The sequence below is a fragment of the Parapusillimonas sp. JC17 genome, from assembly GCF_052180245.1.
Taxonomy (GTDB): Bacteria; Pseudomonadota; Gammaproteobacteria; order Burkholderiales; family Burkholderiaceae_B; genus Parapusillimonas.
This window is the reverse complement of the sequence record NZ_CP197474.1, coordinates 479065-495122: the sequence shown is the minus strand read 5'-3', so window position 1 is coordinate 495122 and position 16058 is coordinate 479065. Positions and strand designations below refer to the sequence as shown.

The window sequence follows — 16058 nt, the reverse complement described above, 5'->3', positions numbered from 1 at the left end:
CTTATTACGACAACACCATGACGAAAACCATGCAATACGAAACGCTGCACTGCGAAGTACAGCCCAACGGCCTGCTTCTTATCACTCTTAACCGCCCCGACGTCCATAACGCCGTAAATACCCAAATGGGAGAAGACCTAAGAAGTCTTTTCTTGCCTTTGCGCTTCACGCCCGGCGAATTGCGTTGCATCGTTATAACAGGTGCCGGCCGGAAAGCTTTTTCCACAGGCGGAGATCTAAAAGAGCGCAAAGGAATGTCGGAAGAGTCCTGGCGGCTTCAACACGCCATCTTCGAAGAAGCCTTCTACGCCGTCATGGACTGCCCCATACCAATCATCGCCGCAGTAAATGGTTTCGCATACGCCGGAGGCTGCGAACTGGCGCTGGCCTGCGACTTCATTTATGCGTCAAGCACTGCCACTTTTGCGTTGACGGAAACCAGTCTAGGCATCATCCCCGGAGTCGGAGGCACTCAGAACCTGCCAAGGGCTGTCGGCGAACGCAGGGCCAAAGAACTCATCATGAGCGCGAAACCATTTACAGCTCAACAAGCAAGCGACTGGGGCATGGTGAATGAAGTCTGCTCTCCTGACGAGCTCATGCCCACTGTACTCGCATTAGCGGGGCGCATTTGCGCTAACGCACCCATTTCGGTAGCCCAGGTCAAGAAGGCCATTCACCATGGCATGCAAACCGACTTGAAAACAGGGCTGATGCTTGAAGTACAAGCCTACGAAAAAGTCATCCCATCGGAAGACCGCAAGGAAGGCGTCCTCGCCTTCAATGAAAAGCGTCCGCCGCGCTTTACGGGTCGGTAGGCGTCGACTTATCTGGAAAAAACTACACCTCATTTTTTGACCTGGATGGAGACAAACATGAACTGGTCCAAACTTCTTGGCTTCGCAGCCCTCCCTGCCCTGATACTCGCAACCGCCGGCGCATGGGCCAATTATCCCGACAAGCCAATCAAGCTCATCGTGCCCTATGCGCCCGGAGGATCATCCGATATTGTCGGACGTCAGTTAGCTTCGTTCTTAAGCGAAGAAATGGGCGTTTCCGTTGTTGTGGAGAATGTAGGCGGCGGAGGCGGAGCAACAGGTGTGCAAAGAGCGGCGCATGCCTCCGGCGACGGCTACACGCTGCTTCTTGGCGCGAACTCCGAATTACTGATCAACAAGCTGCTGCGCCCCGAGCTGCCCTATGACGCAGCACGTGACTTTACGCCGCTGGCATCCATAGGCACAGGCTCCATCGTTATCGTTGGAAAACCGGGCTTGCCTGCCAAGAACATGGGTGAGGTAATCCGGATGGCCAAGCACGGAGGAACAGGCATCAACTATGGCACGTCGGGCGTAGGAACCATCCAGCATCTGGTCGGGGAAATCATCAAGTTGCGAACCAACGCATCGTTTACCCATGTCGCTTATCGCGGTGCGGGTCCTCTGGTTTCCGACCTGGCCGGCGGCCACGTAGATCTGGGCATCGCCACACTCGCATCGGTAAGCAAGCTCATCGAGGCAGGCAAGGTTCAAGCATATGCCATTAGCTCAAGCGAACGCACAGCGTTCGCCTCCGGCATCCCCGCAATCGCCGAAACGCCGGACCTGAACGACATAACGATAGAAACGTGGTACGGCATATTTGCGCCAGCCTCAATACCGGCGGATATCGCTGAAACGCTTCAACAAAAAATACAGGCCGTCTTGCGTAATCCGGAGCTGGAGAAAAACCTTGCACAGCAAGCGATCACGATCGCTCCTAAAAAGCCGGGTGATCTCAAGGCATTCATTGCCGCCGAGACCGATAAATACAAAAGCATCATTACTCAAGCGAAGATCAGTGTGCAATAGGCTCTTTGAGCGCCCAAATATTCAGATACTAGAGGCAAGCCATGTTATCGACACAGCCCCTGCAAGGGATTACCGTCATTGAAATCGGCCATACCGTTGCCGCTCCGTATGCCGGAATGATATTGGCGGAGTTGGGAGCAAATGTCATCAAGGTCGAAAACCCGGATACCGGCGACTACACCCGAGGAATGCCGCCATTCCGGGGCGAGACCTCAGCGGTCTATCAATCCCTCAATAGGGGGAAGCGCAGCGTTTCACTAGATCTGAAGGACCAGAAGGACGCAGAGCTCCTTCGACGCCTCATACTCGATCAAGCCGATGTAGTACTGCATAATCTCAAATTCGGCGCCATGGAAAAGCTTGGCTTTGGTGCAAACGAGTTGCTTTCGGCAAAACCGGAACTTGTGTATTGCAATGTCGGCGCTTTTGGACGTGTTGGCCCGAAGCGGGACAGGCCGGGATACGACCCATTGATGCAAGCGTACACAGGCATTATGAGTATCATGGGGGAAGAAGGTAGGCCTCCCGTGCGGGTGGGCGTGTCTATCACTGACATGGCAGCTGGAATGTGGGCGGTAATCGGGATTCAGGCGGCTTGCCGGGAACGGACTCGCACGGGATTTGGCGGCGTCGTAGATACGTCGCTATTTGAAACCGCTCTAGGCTGGTTGACTGTCCAGTATGCTTCATTTGACGCTTCGGGCGAGGTACCGAAGCGCGAAGGCTCCGGCCTCGCGATGATGGCGCCCTACCAGGCTTTTGCCACCGCCGACTCCTTCATCATGATCGCCGCTGGCAACGACAATAATTTCAAGAAATTGTGTCGTGCGATTAATCGTGTGGACCTGGTCACTGATGCACGATTCTCTTCCAATAAGGGACGTGTGGCAAATAAGGCTGCTTTGCTGGACATACTGGAACCTATTCTGAAGTCCGGGACATCCGACTCATGGCTTGCCCTGCTGGAGGCATCCGGCGTTCCGTGCAGCCCAATCAAAACCATCGATGAAGTCGTGAGCGATCCCCATGCGCTCGCGCTGGACATGTTCCAAGACTCCCCCGATGGCATGGGGAAAATATTGGGCTTGCCTGTTGCCTTTGACCATAGCCGCCCTCCTTTTCGTCGACCCGCGCCAAAACTGGGCGAACATACCGCCGAAGTTTTTGCACCCTACCAAGAAAATTAGTGACACCATGAAACTTTTACGCTACGGACCAGCGGGCGCTGAACGCCCTGGCCTGCTGGATGACAGCGGAAATATCCGGGATCTGTCTGGGATCCTCGATGATATTTCCATAAAGACTTTGCAACCTGCAGGTCTGCAAGCCTTGAAGGCCATCGACTCCGCCCTCCTTCCTATCATCGACAACTCTGTCCGCCTAGGGACGCCTTGGACCGGGATGCGAAATATCGTTGCCATTGGACTCAACTACCATGACCATGCCAAAGAAGCGAAGCTTCCGCTACCATCCGAGCCCATAATGTTTACAAAGTGGCATAGCAGCATTGTGGGACCAAACGACGGGATCAGCATTCCGCCTGGCTGCTCCAAGGTGGATTGGGAAGTTGAACTTGCCATCGTCATTGGTCAACAGGCGCGCAGGGTAAACGAAGAAGATGCGTTGAAGTACGTAGCCGGATACACGCTTGCCAATGACGTGTCCGAGCGTAGCTATCAAATGGAACGCAGCGGCGGACAATGGAGCAAAGGCAAAGGGTTCGATACTTTTGGCCCACTCGGGCCTTACCTTACCACCTGCGATGAGATAGCCGACCCCCAACAGCTTGAACTCTGGCTTGATGTCAACGGTGAACGCATGCAAGCCGGGCATACCTCCAACATGATTTTTAGCTGCGCTCAGATTGTCAGCTATTGCAGCCAAGTCATGACGCTTGACGCCGGAGACGTTATATTGACAGGCACACCTCACGGTGTAGGCATGGGCTTCAACCCTCCGCGCTACTTGAACGCGGGAGATGTGGTGACTTTGGGCGGCACTGGGCTCGGCGTCCAGCGGCAAGAAGTAAGTGCAGCAAGGTAGCCTCGAAACCCTGAGGGGTCAGACCCCGTACGGGGTCTGACCCCTCGGCGGCACAAAGGGTCGGACCCTACAGGGTCCGACCCCAACTCCAACTACCCCGCAATTTGCAGTGCCCTCAACACAGGCAGTTGCTTCTGTGCAAAGGCGGTGGCCTGATTGGTAAGTTCAGCCAGGTTTTCCTCGGCCGTTTCAAGGGTGGCGCCTTCCTTGACGATTTTCTGGCCTTGCGCGGCCAGGATCTGCCATGCGTATTGTGCCCATTCGGCAGGCTGTTTCTTGCCCTGCGACAGCGCCAGGAGGAAGAGCTGCTGGAAGCGGCCGACCATCACGCCGCCGCCGGTGACGGGGCTGGCCAGGTAGCTGATGTCGCCCATGCTGCGGGCTTTGAGCATCAAATGCGCATTCAGCTTGTCGGTGTGTTTCCTGGCTTTGCTTATCTGATTGTCTTCCGCGGCGGCCACCGCCAGCGTTCCCGCCCCGACCAGTACCATGATCGCCTGGATGATCTGCGCGAATGTCACGCCTTTTTCAGACAAGGATTGCTCCAGTTGAGCCAGCGTACGCGTCTTGTGGTCGGCCAGCGCGTCCAGCAAGGGCACGTAGACGCCTTCATTCAACGTGGCTTCGCCCAGCGCGCCATTGACCTTCATGGAGACGTCCGCCCTTGGCGTGACCAGCATCACTTTCTGTTGCCGCAGGGCCTGCGCCTGTTCGAACGGAGTAATGCGCCGGGCCCCCTTCACCCAGTAATCGCGCCGGAACTGCTGGTTCACCATGAAGTCGCGCACGCTTTCACGGAACATGGGATCCGGGATCTCCTTGAGGAAAGCCTGCTGCTCCGCCGATAGATTCACCGCCTCGATGTGGTCGAGGTAGTGGGCGGAGCATGCATACTGGACTTTGGCGGGCTCCAGCCATTCGGCCATGGTGGCAAAGTGCATGGGGTGCCAGTCGCGGTTGAAGTATTCGTGCGCCAGGTAATGGCGATTCTGTTCCTTCAGCTTCTTGATGCGTTCGCCGACCAAGGGATTCGCCCTGGAGAACAGGGGGTTGGTGGCCAGCAGCCCTTCGGCGAACTCAATGGCGCCGTCGATCCGGCTGACGATGCCGCGGCCTTCGGCGCCCAGCACTTCCGCGTGCTCGGCCATCAGATGGCGCATCGGCGCAAATGCCGCCCAGCCTGGCAAGGTGTTGTAGCTGATATAAAGCACGCCGCCCACCTTCAGCTTGCGGCGGATGAAATCCACGATAACGGCGCGGTTCTCATCGCTGATCCAGCTCCAGATGCCATGCAGCCCGATGTAGTCGAAATCGGGAAGGTCCGGGCGATTGGCGAATTCGGCGAAAGCATCATCGTGCAGCGCCGCCCCCGATCCCGACACGGCGGACAGTTCCTGCGCAAACCCCGCCTGGGCAGGGTTGAAATCGGTGCCATGCCATTTCACCACGGAGGCGCAGGCATGGATATTGGCGCTGAGCCCTTGCCCGAATCCCAGCTCACAAGCGTGACCCACTTCGGGCATGGACAGCCCGGCGTTCAAGAAAGCCAAGCCCACCCGCAGGGGATTCAGTTCAGTGTAGTACCCATAGGTGTAGCCGATGTCAGCCACATAGCCCGCGCTCCAATTGCTCATTATTATCCCTTCTAGGCGTATCGAAAATCCGTCCGCTACTCTAACGGGTGGACTCCAGGATCGTCAATGAGAACCGGGCGGGGGGCTGAGGGGTCAGACCCTATGCGGGGTCTGACCCCGGAACGGCGGAGGTGGGGTCAGACCCATGGGTCTGACCCCGGGACGGCGGAGACGGGGACAGACCCCATGCGGGGTCTGACCCCGCGGCGGCGGAGATGGGGTTAGGCCCCCTACGGGGTCTGTCCCCTGAAATACAGATGCGCGCCGCAAGCGTCGCGGGGGTCCACGGCCAGGGTTCGGTCATCCACCTTGTCAAAGCGGATTCCGTGATCGACGAACCACGCCTCGGTCTGCGCAATATCCTTTACCAGCAAGGTGGCGGAAGCAAGATAGGCGTTGCCCAGGCTCTGCTGCGCGTCGCCACGCCGTTCCGCCTCGTCGGGCGAAATCAGCTCTATGTCCGCGCCTTCGCCGAAGTTCAGATGAATGCGTTCGGCGCTGCGATGCACGTTGTCAGCGCCCAGCAGTTTGACGTAGGCCGCCTCGGCCTCGTCGAAGTCGGACACCACGCCCACCAGGCGGCCGAAGCCGGTCACGCCGTTGGGGTGGTCCATCCAGCCCGGTTGCCGCAACGTGTCGGAGGACAGATGCTCGCATAGATTGGCGTGAGTCAGCCCGGGGTAAAGCCGGTGATCCAGCATGACCGTACGGAAATAAAGGTCCAGGGTCTTGTCCTCGAGAACCAGCTTCCGGTTCAGGTCCTTGGGCGGCTCTATGCCCAGACCCGCCGCGATGCCCGCCTGGTAGCTTTCATCGGCATTCTTGGCGTTGAAGGCCACGCTGTACAGCCCTTCGCCTTTTTCCAGGAACTTGTCCACGCCCGCGAGAAACTTGCCGGGGTCGCCGATGCCGCGGATTTCCAGATAGTCGTGGGGAAACATGATGCACAGATTCTCCGTTCCCCATTCCTGATGCTTGCCACTGGGTGGAACCACGAAGCCCAGCTTCTGATATTGGGCGCGAGTCTGTTGCAGATCGCGCACGGCGACGACGGGGTGGTCTACCCTTCCTACTTTGGCGGTCATAAGTCTGTCCTGAATACTGCGGAGTTGAACGGATTAATCTTTTGCACGATTGGATCCGATTTAGGATAACATGTCAATCCGACTTCTCATTCTCGATCCGAACATGCCTTCCACGCAGCTCCTGGCCGGAGAACGGCCCGCCTTCCCCGATAGTCTCTGGGCATCGATTACGCCGCCGCTTCCGCCTTTCCCCTCATTGGAAGGTGCGCATGACTTCGATGTGGCCATCGTCGGGGGCGGCTTTACCGGCTTGATGGCGGCTTTGACGCTACGCTTGGCAGGCAAGCGCGTGGCGGTGCTGGACGCCGTCGAGCCCGGCTGGGGCGCATCGGGACGCAATAACGGCCAGGTCATCCCCGGATTCAAATGGGACCCGGACGTGCTGCGTCAGCGCTACGGCCAGGATGCCGGCCGCAAGCTGGCGCTTTGGGGTGGCGACGCTCCCGGGCTGGTATTCGACACCATCGCCGCCCACGGCATCGATTGTTCCCCGTTACGCCATGGCTGGATACAGCCCGCCTACACGGATATCGCTGCCAAGCGGATCGAGGAGCGATGCCGGCTTTGGGCGGAACTGGGCGCGCCGGCGGAAATGATTCCCCCTGCCGACGTCGCGCCCATGCTGGGCACCCCTATTTTCCAGTCTGCCTGGATCGACCGTCGCGGCGGCTGCATCAACCCATTGGCCTATGCGCGCGGCCTGGCGCGGGCGGCGCAGTTGCAGGGCGCCGGACTCTATGTCCGCTCGCCCGTCGCCTCCATGCACAAGAAGGACGGTCTATGGGTGCTCACCTGCGCCAATGGCGCAACTGCGACCGCGCCGCAAGTCATCGTTGCCACCGCGGCGTATGCGAACGACATAGTAGGCGGCTTGAAGACATCCATGGTCCCGGTGCGCACGGCGCAAGTCGCTACGGCGCCGCTATCGAAAAAGCATCTGGACACCATCCTGCCTCAGCGTCATTGCGCTTCGGACACACGGCGGTTGCTCACTTCGTTTCGCATTTCACCAGACCATCGTTTGGTCATGGGCGGGGCCGGCGCCACCGCGGGACTGAGCCATGATTTCATCGTGCGCAAGCTGCACAAGGCGGCGGAGCGGATGTTCGGCCATCTGGGGCCTCTGGATTGGGAATATGCCTGGAGCGGCTATTTCGCGGTCACCAAGGACCACATGCCGCATATCCATGAAGCCGGCGACAACCTGATCTGCGCCCTGGGCTGCAACGGCCGCGGCATCGCGGTTTCAACCGCAATCGGCAAGCTGCTGGGCGAACGCCTGCTGGGATTGCCGGCGGAAGAAATGCCGCTGCGCCCGACACCGATACAGCCCTTCGCCTTCCACGCCTTCCGCCATCTTGGCGTCGCCGTGGCCACGCAGTACAACGGCATGCTGGATTACATGGACAAGGCCCGTTCTCGCTGATCAGGTGGGTGGGGTCAGACCCCGTACGGGGTCTGACCCCTTCGTGAGACACCGTTGGCTTGATGTGATGGGGTCAGACCCCATGCGGGGTCTGACCCCTTGTTGAGACACCGCTGACTTGATGTGCTGGGGTCCGACCCCATGCGGGGTCGGACCCCTTGATGAAACGCGGCTACTTGTTGTGATGGGGTCGGACCCCGCACGGGGTCCGACCCCTAGCCTTTCGTCTTGCGCCGGAAATAAGCCTGGACTTCCCGTTGGGTATGCTCGATGTGCCGTCTCAGCAGCAGCACCGCGTCGTTGACGTCTCCACGCTCACAGGCATCCAGGATTTTCACGTGATCGCGGTGCGATCGTTCATGGCCCGCCACCGCGCTGACGCGCTGGCGCATGATCTTGCCCATCTGGTCCTGCACCGATTGGATCAGCGCAACGAGCCGAGGCCGATTGGCGGGTGCGTACAGGCATTCATGAAAACGGGCGTTCAGGTCGCTCCAGTCCGCCTCGGTCATTGCGGCGTGGTAGGCATCCAGCAATGCCCGCGCATGGGCGATGTCCGATGCGGCCATATTCGGCACCGCGAGTTCCAATGCCCGGCATTCGATCGCGATGCGCATATCGAGCATTTCCACGTAATCGGCGACCGCCAGCACAGTGACGGTCGCGCCGGCATTGGGGGTGAACGACACCAGGCCTTCCGACTGCAGACGCATGAGCGCTTCGCGCACCGGGATCTTGCTGACGCCTAGCTCGGCGGCGATATCGTCCTGGCGTATCGGCGATCCTTCCGCCAAGGCGCCGTCCAGGATCCGTTTGCGCAATTCCTGGTAGACCCGATCCGTCGCCGTGGTTTTCTTGTTGGCAGCATTCTTCATATCAACAGCTCAATCCCTGACCAGCCGGCATGCCGGCAACCCGTCCGTACTATACCTTCCCATCACCCCTTTTCGCTGTATTAGTATAAACGCGCACTTATTACGTTCCTTAAAATCGTATACCATTTCGTTAAATAATATCTAATAAACGACACCCCGCAGCTCTTCATCAATCTTCGCCAGTGAGTCCCATCAGCAATGACCAGCAGTGTTCCCCTCTTCGACAGCGCAATCGGGCCTGTCCTCAAAGCCCAAAACGAACCGATCCTTGGCTACGCCCCTGGTTCGCCCGAGCGCAGCGCCCTGCAACAGGAACTTGAATCCCAAAGCCAGAATGCGATCAGCATTCCGCTCGTCATCGGCGGCGATCATGTCGAAACCGCTGCACAGGCGAAGCTCGTTTCTCCGCACGACCATGGCCATGCCTTGGCCAAGGTCAGCCAAGCGGAAGAAAAAGACATCGGGCTCGCCATCGACGCTGCCATGAAAGCCCACAAAGACTGGTCACGATGGTCGTTGCAGGACCGCTCGGCGGTATTTCTGAAGGCGGCCGACTTGCTGGCCGACAAGTACCGGCAGCGCCTGAACGCCGCGACCATGCTCGGCCAAAGCAAAACCGTCCAGCAAGCGGAAATCGATTCCGCTTGCGAGCTCATCGATTTCCTGCGCTTCAATGTGCAGTTCGCACAGGAAATCACGGCCCAGCAGCCGAACTCATCCCGGGGCATGCGTAACTTGACCGACCACCGGCCGCTCGAAGGCTTCGTGTACGCGGTGACACCTTTCAACTTCACGGCCATCGGCGGCAATCTTGCAACGGCACCGGCGCTGATGGGCAATACCGTCATCTGGAAACCCGCCGCCACGGCGGCGCTCAGCAACTATCTATTCCTGCAGTTGCTGGAAGAAGCCGGGCTTCCTCCAGGCGTCATCAATTTCGTGTCCGGCAATTCGTCGGACATCAGCGCGCGCGTCTTCAGCCATCCCGATTTCGCGGGCCTGCACTTCACCGGCTCCACCACCGTCTTCGACCAGCTGTGGCTGCAGGCAGCGCAGAACCTGAAGAACTACAAGAGCTATCCGCGGCTAGTGGGCGAAACCGGCGGCAAGGATTTCGTTCTTGCACACCCATCGGCCGACGTCGAAGCGCTCGCCGTGGCGCTGCTAAGGGGCGCCTTCGAATACCAGGGACAGAAATGCAGCGCCGCGTCCCGCGCCTATGTTCCCGCATCGATCTGGCCTACTGTGCGCGCCCGTCTGCTGGAGCTGGTTGCCGACATCAAGATGGGCAGCGTGCAGGACCTGTCCAACTTCATGGGCGCCGTCATCGATGAAAAGGCCTTCCGCCGCATTGCGCGCTACATCGACCTGGCGCGGCAAGACGGCGGCGCCAGCATCCTGATCGGCGGCACAACCGATTCCAGCAAAGGCTATTTCGTCTCGCCCACCGTGGTGCAGGTCGACGACCCGGGGCATGTGCTGATGCAAGAGGAAATCTTCGGCCCGGTGCTGTCACTTTATGTCTACGACGACGCACGCTGGACCGACATACTCCGGCTCGTCGATGAAACCAGCCCTTATGCCCTGACCGGCGCGGTCTTCGCGCAGGACCGCCAAGCCCTCCAGGAAGCAAACAGCGCCCTGCGCCATGCCGCGGGCAATTTCTACATCAACGACAAACCCACCGGCGCGGTCGTCGGCCAGCAACCCTTCGGCGGCGCCCGCCGCAGCGGCACGAACGACAAGGCCGGATCAGCCCTGAACCTGTTGCGCTGGGTATCGCCGCGCACGGTGAAGGAAACCTTCGTACCGGCTACGCAATATCGATATCCGCACATGGAGTGACAAGATTCAAGGGGTCGGACCCCATGCGGGGTCCGACCCCGACATCGAACGCCAGACAGAGGGGTTGGACCCCGTACGGGGTCCAACCCCAACCCAACGTTAAACGCACAAAAGGGGGTCGGACCCCGCATGGGGTCGGACCCCTACCAAATCAACAAGGAGAGAACATGATTCGTTCAAACAAAAAAAGAGCATTACTCAAATTCGGCGCGGCGCTCGGCTTGGCGCTGCCTTTCACGATGCAGCCGTCATGGGCGGACACCGACGCGGCCAAAGGACCGACTCGCATCATCGTGGCCTTCTCCGCCGGCGGCTATACGGATGTGCTTGGTCGCGTGCTGGCCGAGCAGCTTTCCAAAGACCTGGGTCGCAATTTCATCGTCGAGAACAAGGCAGGCGCCAATGGCGTCATCGGCACGGTCAGCGTGGCACGCGCGCGAAACGACGGCACCACGCTGCTGCTGGCTGCGCCCGGGCACGTCACCAATCCCTTGCTGCTCAAGGACCCGCCCTATGATTCCCTGAAGGACTTCAGTCCCATCATCAAGGTGGCGACCCTTCCCAATGTACTGGTCGTGCCCGCCAACTCGCCCTACAAGTCCGTGCAAGACATCATCCAGGCCGCCAAGGCCAAACCGGGCGAGATCACTTACGGTTCGGGCGGCATCGGCTCCAGCAACCACCTGGCCATGGAGCATCTGGCCAAGATGAGCCGGATATCGCTCCGGCATGTGCCGTACAAAGGCAGCAGCCTGGCGGAAACCGACGTGGCGGGCGGCCATGTCGAAATGATGTTCTCCGGCGCCGGATCAGCCGTCACCAAGGTGCAATCCGGTACGCTGCGCGCGCTGGGCGTAAGCGGCAAGACGCCTCTGGCCTCGCTGCCCGGGGTACCCACCGTCGATGGCGCCGGCGTGCCGGGCTATGAGTTCAGTTCGTGGCTGGGTCTTTTTGCACCGGCCGACACGCCCAAGGACGTCGTGGAAAAACTGAATGCAGCCGTGAACAAGGCCATGCAAAATCCGTCCGTCAGCGAACGCCTGAACTCGCTGGGAGTCGATGCGTTCAAACCGAACTCCACTCAGGAGTTCACCGCATTCCTGAAAGAGGAAATCGAGACCCAGCGCGCATTGGTTGCCGACATGGAGAACATCAAGCAATGACGACCCGGCTTCGCATCGGCATCATCGGACGCGGCGCGCTGGCTCAGGAACTGAGCCGGCATCTTGCCCAGCACACGGCAAGCACGGAGATCGTGGGATACCTGGCTCGCAGCAAGTCCGGCCAGGCCATGCCGGCGGAATGCTTTTTTTCGCTGCATGACTTCCTTGCGCAGAAGCCGGACCTCGTGGTGGAGTGCGCCGGGCAAGCGGCAACCGCCCAATATGCACTGCCTGTCATCCAAGCGGGAGCCCATTATGTGCCCGCCTCGGTCGGCGCATTGGCCGACGACATCTTTCGTGCACGCCTGGTCGACACCGCACGGTCCATGCGATCGCAAATACGGCTCCCCACGGGCGCCATCGTCGGCATAGACGGACTGGCCGCCGCGCGCCACACCCCCATCGACGACGTGCTCTACCGTGGCACCATGCCGCCCAGTACCTTGCGAGGCCACTACGACGGCGACATCCCCGACCAAGGCCTCGTCTTCTCCGGCTCCGCCCGCGAAGCCGTCAAACGGTTTCCCAAGAACGCCAACCTGACGGGCACCATTGCCCTGGCCGGCATCGGCTTCGACAGAACGCGGGTGGAAATGCACGTGGACCCTGGCCTGAACGCAAACGTGCATGAGCTCATCGTGCGCGGTCACTTCGGCGCATTCGACGTCAAAGTCAGCGGACTGAGGATCTCGGATGCATCCCCCTCGTCCCGCATCGTCGCCGGCAGCCTTGCCCAGGCGGCGCTGGGGTCGACGTATTTGTTGTTGTAGGGTCAGACCCCGAATGGGGTCTGACCCTAGCGTCCGGTGCGGGGTCCGACCCTGTACAGGGTCGGACCCCTGCTAGCCTGCTAGCGCTTCAACGCCTCTATCTGTATGAGAACACGAACCGTATCCGGAATGCCGGGCAGCCCGAACTTCATCCCGAAATCACTGCGGGTCAGCGTGGTTTCGAAGTCGCCCCCGCACGCCTCCCTTTTTTCACGCGGATTGTCGTAACAGTTGAAACGCAACGCGTTCAACGTGACGGGCTGCGCTTTTCCCAGAAGAGTCAAGGTACCCGATACGGATTTGACTCGTCCATTTTCGAACACGAAGCCATCTCCCACGAATCGGGCCGTGGGATGCGCCGCGACATCCAGAAAGTCTTCGTTGCGCAGATGATTGTTATAGGACTCTATGCCTGTATTGACCGACCCCGGATGCACCACGATGTCGGCCTTGCCTTTTCCGGCTTGCCGGTCGATCGTTATCGTGCCCTCGACCGTATCGAACCGCCCACGATTGGTGGAAGTACCGGAATGCAGGACCTCGAAGTGGACGAAGGTGTGCGTGGGCTCGACATCGTAAATGGCTTCCTGGCCATAGGCCAAGCCGGAAGCCGCCAGGATGGCGGCTGCAAGCAATGTTTTCTTCATGGAGAGCTTCCCTGTGTAAGCGGCTGAAACGTCAGCCTGGAGCAACGTAACGCTGCAAGCGTAAACGCCGATGCAGCGTCTGATGCCTCCGAGTCTAGCCATCCACAGGCGAGCCGCAATCCTCCTTCCGCCGTATACGTGATCTAGATCAAGAGAAGCCTGGATGAGGTGATTTCAGCGTATTTCATACCGGTTTCTCCGGCGGAATGATGGGCGGCGCCGGCTCATCGCTCTGCTCTTCCTCATCCGGCTCGATATCGACGTCGTCGGCGGTCGAGATGTTCACGCGGGGATCATCGTCCGGCGTGCTGGCGCCTTGCTTCGCCGTGTCCTGATCTGGCGTGACCTGCGGCTTGCCTGCGCCACCGGCCGGACTCAGATCTTTGATGCTCTCCAAATCCCCGATCTTCTCCGGAAATTTGCCTTTCTGCTGATTGATCATGGTGTTTCCCCCTGCGCATTCTGTTGAGGGGGTCAGACCCCGCATGGGGTCTGACCCCGTGCAATGAGGCAAATAGCGTGCCGTGCAAATCGAATAAAGACTGAGCCAAATTGCCCACAAGGCCCATCTCGTTGGGCGTCTCGCCAAGTCAAACACAACAATTAGTTACAAATGCAAGCTTGCGCATGCAATGAGCCCATCTTAGACTATCGCTACTTAATCATAAGTGCGATATTACATCACATATGCGATCAAATCAAGTTAAATCTGCAACACGAGTTCTTGATCTTCTGGAACACCTGTCCCGCCCCTCCGCCGCGAAGCGGGTCACCGATATCGCTGCCGCGCTCGAAATACCACAAAGCAGCGCTTCGATGCTACTTAGCACTCTAGAAGCACGCGGATACATTGAACGGCTGGGGCGGGAGTATCGGATTGCAAAACGATATGCAGAGTTCGGATGGGTAGCAGGAGAACTTGGCGTCCTTATCCGAGCTTCCAAGCCCTATATGGCCGAACTTACCGAACAAACGGGCGAATCAACGTTCTTGGGAGTGCTGACTTCGAGTCGCGAAATGGAATACGTAGAGAAGGTAACCAGCACAAGCCCTTTGCGATATGACGCCGACCTCGGAAGCCGCGCAGCGTATGCCACCACTAATGGTTTGGTACTTCTCGCTGCGTTAAGCGACGATGAGCTTGATACATATATTTCTACGACTCACTTTAAAGCCCTTACTCCCGCCACGATCACAAATGGGCAGCAACTACTTGAAGAAATCCGACGTGTGCGTCTACAGGGCTACGCAACACTGATAGATAGCCATGTGATAGGCGCAGCCGGAGTATCGGCAGGCGTTCGAAATCAAAAAGGTGAAACCGTTGCTGCGATCTGTGTGATCGCGCCCGTGAGCCGCTTCAAACCCAAAGCCCAGGCAATAACAGACGCCTTGCGGAATACATGCAATGAAATCGGTGCCGACCTGCCTTCGTAGGCAATATCTTCGTCTTTATATTGGATAACTCATGCGTATCATTGTTATTGGGGCAGGCATCGTGGGGGTGAGCACTGCCTATAGACTTCAGCAAGGGGGACACGACGTCACATTGCTCGACAAAGGAGCAGTTGGAATGGGGTGCTCTTTTGGAAACGGCGGAGCCATCAGTCCCGACCTATGCGTACCCATCGCGTTGCCAGGAATGCTCAGACGGGTGCCACGCTGGTTTGCCGACCCCTTAGGGCCTTTAGTAGTCAGATGGTCTCATCTTCCTAGGGCTCTCCCCTGGATGGTTCGGTGGATCAGAGAAGGCAAAGACATCCAGAAAGTACGAGCAAACTCCAACGCGCTGAGGGCACTCCATCGACGTGCGCTCATGGATTATCGGGAAATGTTGGGGCCTGACTACTCACAACATATTGAAGAAACCGGGCAAATCTATGTATGGCAAAACGACCGTTCCGGGCCTGTAGAGATTCTGGCAAAAACCTTGCGAGAAGAGCACGGCGTAAAAGCAGAACGATTGGACAGTGCCGAAATCCAGCGCATAGACCCACATCTGAACCCCATATATAAGAATGGGTTGCACTTCCCCGAGAATGGACACACTCTGAATCCATTACGGTTAGTCGAAGCGCTGGCAGAAAGGTTCCGGGCGCATGGCGGACGAATTATCAATGATGAGTTCGTGTCCTTTTCGATAACCAGCGGCGCTGCGCGCAGCGCAAAATGCGTCAACGGCTCCTATGATGCGCAGGCATTTGTTCTTGCCACTGGCATAGACGGCGCAACGATGGCGAGTCGGCTTGGCGATTCGGTATCCATACAGGCCGAACGCGGCTACCACGTCATGCTTCCCGCACCCAACATACGCCCCTCTATCAAGATAAGCAATCGCGATCATATGTTCGGGCTTACTCCCATGCGGGACGGCGTACGAATATCTGGAACTGTCGAGATCGCCAACGCTGCTGCACCACCGAACTATAAGCGTGCAGAAGCGCTACTAACCCGCGCACAAGAGATGTACCCGTCTCTCAACACCGAAGGCGCCACCTTCTGGATGGGAAGCCGACCCTCGACGCCCGACTCGCTTCCCATTGTCGACCGCGCTACCACTGCACATAACGTTATCTATGCATTCGGACATGGACACTCGGGACTTACCGGCGCGCCAATGACGGCCCGGATAGTACAGGCGCTAATAGAAGACGCACAACCTCCAATAGACGCCGCCCCGTTTCGCCATTCCCGCTTTTGACCGTTATATCATCAACCTA

General features: G+C 58.6%; 15 protein-coding genes. 10 read left to right on the top strand and 5 right to left on the bottom strand.

Going from position 1 to position 16058, the window contains the following annotated elements:
• Positions 1 to 17: 17 nt before the first annotated feature.
• Genes ACSBPU_RS02360 through ACSBPU_RS02345 form a run of 4 tightly spaced genes read left to right on the top strand, consistent with a single transcriptional unit; the run spans position 18 to position 3893 of the window.
• Positions 18 to 818, top strand: a complete 801-nt coding sequence (locus ACSBPU_RS02360; RefSeq protein WP_442595253.1) for an enoyl-CoA hydratase-related protein — start codon at positions 18 to 20, stop codon at positions 816 to 818.
• Between the two features lie 57 nt (positions 819 to 875).
• Positions 876 to 1850 carry a Bug family tripartite tricarboxylate transporter substrate binding protein gene (locus ACSBPU_RS02355; protein WP_442595251.1) on the top strand — a complete coding sequence of 325 codons (975 nt, stop codon included), beginning with the start codon at positions 876 to 878 and terminating at the stop codon, positions 1848 to 1850.
• Positions 1851 to 1891: 41 nt separating this feature from the next.
• Positions 1892 to 3037: a CaiB/BaiF CoA transferase family protein gene (locus tag ACSBPU_RS02350; RefSeq protein ID WP_442595250.1), complete on the top strand. Its 1146-nt coding sequence runs from the start codon at positions 1892 to 1894 to the stop codon at positions 3035 to 3037.
• A gap of 7 nt (positions 3038 to 3044) precedes the next feature.
• Positions 3045 to 3893, top strand: a complete 849-nt coding sequence (locus ACSBPU_RS02345) for a fumarylacetoacetate hydrolase family protein (protein ID WP_442595248.1) — start codon at positions 3045 to 3047, stop codon at positions 3891 to 3893.
• 92 nt (positions 3894 to 3985) lie between these two features.
• On the opposite strand, the gene ACSBPU_RS02340 is transcribed toward ACSBPU_RS02345, so the two are convergent.
• On the bottom strand, positions 3986 to 5527 hold the full coding sequence (locus ACSBPU_RS02340; protein WP_442595246.1) for a class I SAM-dependent methyltransferase: 1542 nt from the start codon (positions 5525 to 5527) through the stop codon (positions 3986 to 3988).
• A 230-nt stretch (positions 5528 to 5757) separates the two neighbouring features.
• Positions 5758 to 6612 carry a VOC family protein gene (locus ACSBPU_RS02335; protein WP_442595244.1) on the bottom strand — a complete coding sequence of 285 codons (855 nt, stop codon included), beginning with the start codon at positions 6610 to 6612 and terminating at the stop codon, positions 5758 to 5760.
• A gap of 70 nt (positions 6613 to 6682) precedes the next feature.
• On the opposite strand from ACSBPU_RS02335, the gene ACSBPU_RS02330 reads away from it, so the two are divergent.
• Entirely contained in the window at positions 6683 to 8038 is a 1356-nt protein-coding gene (locus ACSBPU_RS02330; protein WP_442595242.1) for an NAD(P)/FAD-dependent oxidoreductase, read from the top strand.
• Positions 8039 to 8253: 215 nt separating this feature from the next.
• On the opposite strand, the gene ACSBPU_RS02325 is transcribed toward ACSBPU_RS02330, so the two are convergent.
• Positions 8254 to 8913, bottom strand: a complete 660-nt coding sequence (locus tag ACSBPU_RS02325) for a GntR family transcriptional regulator (protein WP_442595240.1) — start codon at positions 8911 to 8913, stop codon at positions 8254 to 8256.
• A gap of 198 nt (positions 8914 to 9111) precedes the next feature.
• On the opposite strand from ACSBPU_RS02325, the gene pruA reads away from it, so the two are divergent.
• The 3 genes from pruA (at position 9112) to ACSBPU_RS02310 (ending at position 12691) form a co-directional block, all read left to right on the top strand.
• A complete protein-coding gene (gene pruA, locus ACSBPU_RS02320) occupies positions 9112 to 10758 on the top strand; it encodes an L-glutamate gamma-semialdehyde dehydrogenase (RefSeq protein ID WP_442595238.1) in 1647 nt (548 codons plus the stop codon).
• A 167-nt stretch (positions 10759 to 10925) separates the two neighbouring features.
• Positions 10926 to 11921: a Bug family tripartite tricarboxylate transporter substrate binding protein gene (locus tag ACSBPU_RS02315; RefSeq protein WP_442595236.1), complete on the top strand. Its 996-nt coding sequence runs from the start codon at positions 10926 to 10928 to the stop codon at positions 11919 to 11921.
• A complete protein-coding gene (locus tag ACSBPU_RS02310) occupies positions 11918 to 12691 on the top strand; it encodes an aspartate dehydrogenase (protein ID WP_442595234.1) in 774 nt (257 codons plus the stop codon). The genes ACSBPU_RS02315 and ACSBPU_RS02310 overlap by 4 nt, the downstream gene beginning before the upstream one ends.
• 80 nt (positions 12692 to 12771) lie before the next feature.
• Here the strand turns inward: ACSBPU_RS02310 and ACSBPU_RS02305 are convergent, their stop codons facing one another.
• Positions 12772 to 13338 carry a YceI family protein gene (locus tag ACSBPU_RS02305; protein WP_442595232.1) on the bottom strand — a complete coding sequence of 189 codons (567 nt, stop codon included), beginning with the start codon at positions 13336 to 13338 and terminating at the stop codon, positions 12772 to 12774.
• A gap of 184 nt (positions 13339 to 13522) precedes the next feature.
• Positions 13523 to 13780 carry a hypothetical protein gene (locus ACSBPU_RS02300; protein ID WP_442595230.1) on the bottom strand — a complete coding sequence of 86 codons (258 nt, stop codon included), beginning with the start codon at positions 13778 to 13780 and terminating at the stop codon, positions 13523 to 13525.
• Between the two features lie 245 nt (positions 13781 to 14025).
• On the opposite strand from ACSBPU_RS02300, the gene ACSBPU_RS02295 reads away from it, so the two are divergent.
• Positions 14026 to 14775 carry an IclR family transcriptional regulator gene (locus tag ACSBPU_RS02295; protein ID WP_442595228.1) on the top strand — a complete coding sequence of 250 codons (750 nt, stop codon included), beginning with the start codon at positions 14026 to 14028 and terminating at the stop codon, positions 14773 to 14775.
• 31 nt (positions 14776 to 14806) lie between these two features.
• Entirely contained in the window at positions 14807 to 16039 is a 1233-nt protein-coding gene (locus tag ACSBPU_RS02290; RefSeq protein WP_442595226.1) for an NAD(P)/FAD-dependent oxidoreductase, read from the top strand.
• Positions 16040 to 16058 lie beyond the last annotated feature (19 nt).

Excerpts from the sequence above, each read along its gene's own strand:
- ACSBPU_RS02305 (WP_442595232.1), bottom strand. The coding sequence starts at position 13,338 with ATGAAGAAAACATTGCTTGCAGCCGCCATCCTGGCGGCTTCCGGCTTG.
- ACSBPU_RS02330 (WP_442595242.1), top strand. The coding sequence starts at position 6,683 with ATGTCAATCCGACTTCTCATTCTCGATCCGAACATGCCTTCCACGCAG.
- ACSBPU_RS02335 (WP_442595244.1), bottom strand. The coding sequence starts at position 6,612 with ATGACCGCCAAAGTAGGAAGGGTAGACCACCCCGTCGTCGCCGTGCGC.
- ACSBPU_RS02315 (WP_442595236.1), top strand. The coding sequence starts at position 10,926 with ATGATTCGTTCAAACAAAAAAAGAGCATTACTCAAATTCGGCGCGGCG.
- ACSBPU_RS02295 (WP_442595228.1), top strand. The coding sequence starts at position 14,026 with ATGCGATCAAATCAAGTTAAATCTGCAACACGAGTTCTTGATCTTCTG.
- ACSBPU_RS02360 (WP_442595253.1), top strand. The coding sequence starts at position 18 with ATGACGAAAACCATGCAATACGAAACGCTGCACTGCGAAGTACAGCCC.
- ACSBPU_RS02325 (WP_442595240.1), bottom strand. The coding sequence starts at position 8,913 with ATGAAGAATGCTGCCAACAAGAAAACCACGGCGACGGATCGGGTCTAC.
- ACSBPU_RS02355 (WP_442595251.1), top strand. The coding sequence starts at position 876 with ATGAACTGGTCCAAACTTCTTGGCTTCGCAGCCCTCCCTGCCCTGATA.
- ACSBPU_RS02290 (WP_442595226.1), top strand. The coding sequence starts at position 14,807 with ATGCGTATCATTGTTATTGGGGCAGGCATCGTGGGGGTGAGCACTGCC.
- pruA (WP_442595238.1), top strand. The coding sequence starts at position 9,112 with ATGACCAGCAGTGTTCCCCTCTTCGACAGCGCAATCGGGCCTGTCCTC.
- ACSBPU_RS02340 (WP_442595246.1), bottom strand. The coding sequence starts at position 5,527 with ATGAGCAATTGGAGCGCGGGCTATGTGGCTGACATCGGCTACACCTAT.
- ACSBPU_RS02310 (WP_442595234.1), top strand. The coding sequence starts at position 11,918 with ATGACGACCCGGCTTCGCATCGGCATCATCGGACGCGGCGCGCTGGCT.
- ACSBPU_RS02350 (WP_442595250.1), top strand. The coding sequence starts at position 1,892 with ATGTTATCGACACAGCCCCTGCAAGGGATTACCGTCATTGAAATCGGC.
- ACSBPU_RS02300 (WP_442595230.1), bottom strand. The coding sequence starts at position 13,780 with ATGATCAATCAGCAGAAAGGCAAATTTCCGGAGAAGATCGGGGATTTG.
- ACSBPU_RS02345 (WP_442595248.1), top strand. The coding sequence starts at position 3,045 with ATGAAACTTTTACGCTACGGACCAGCGGGCGCTGAACGCCCTGGCCTG.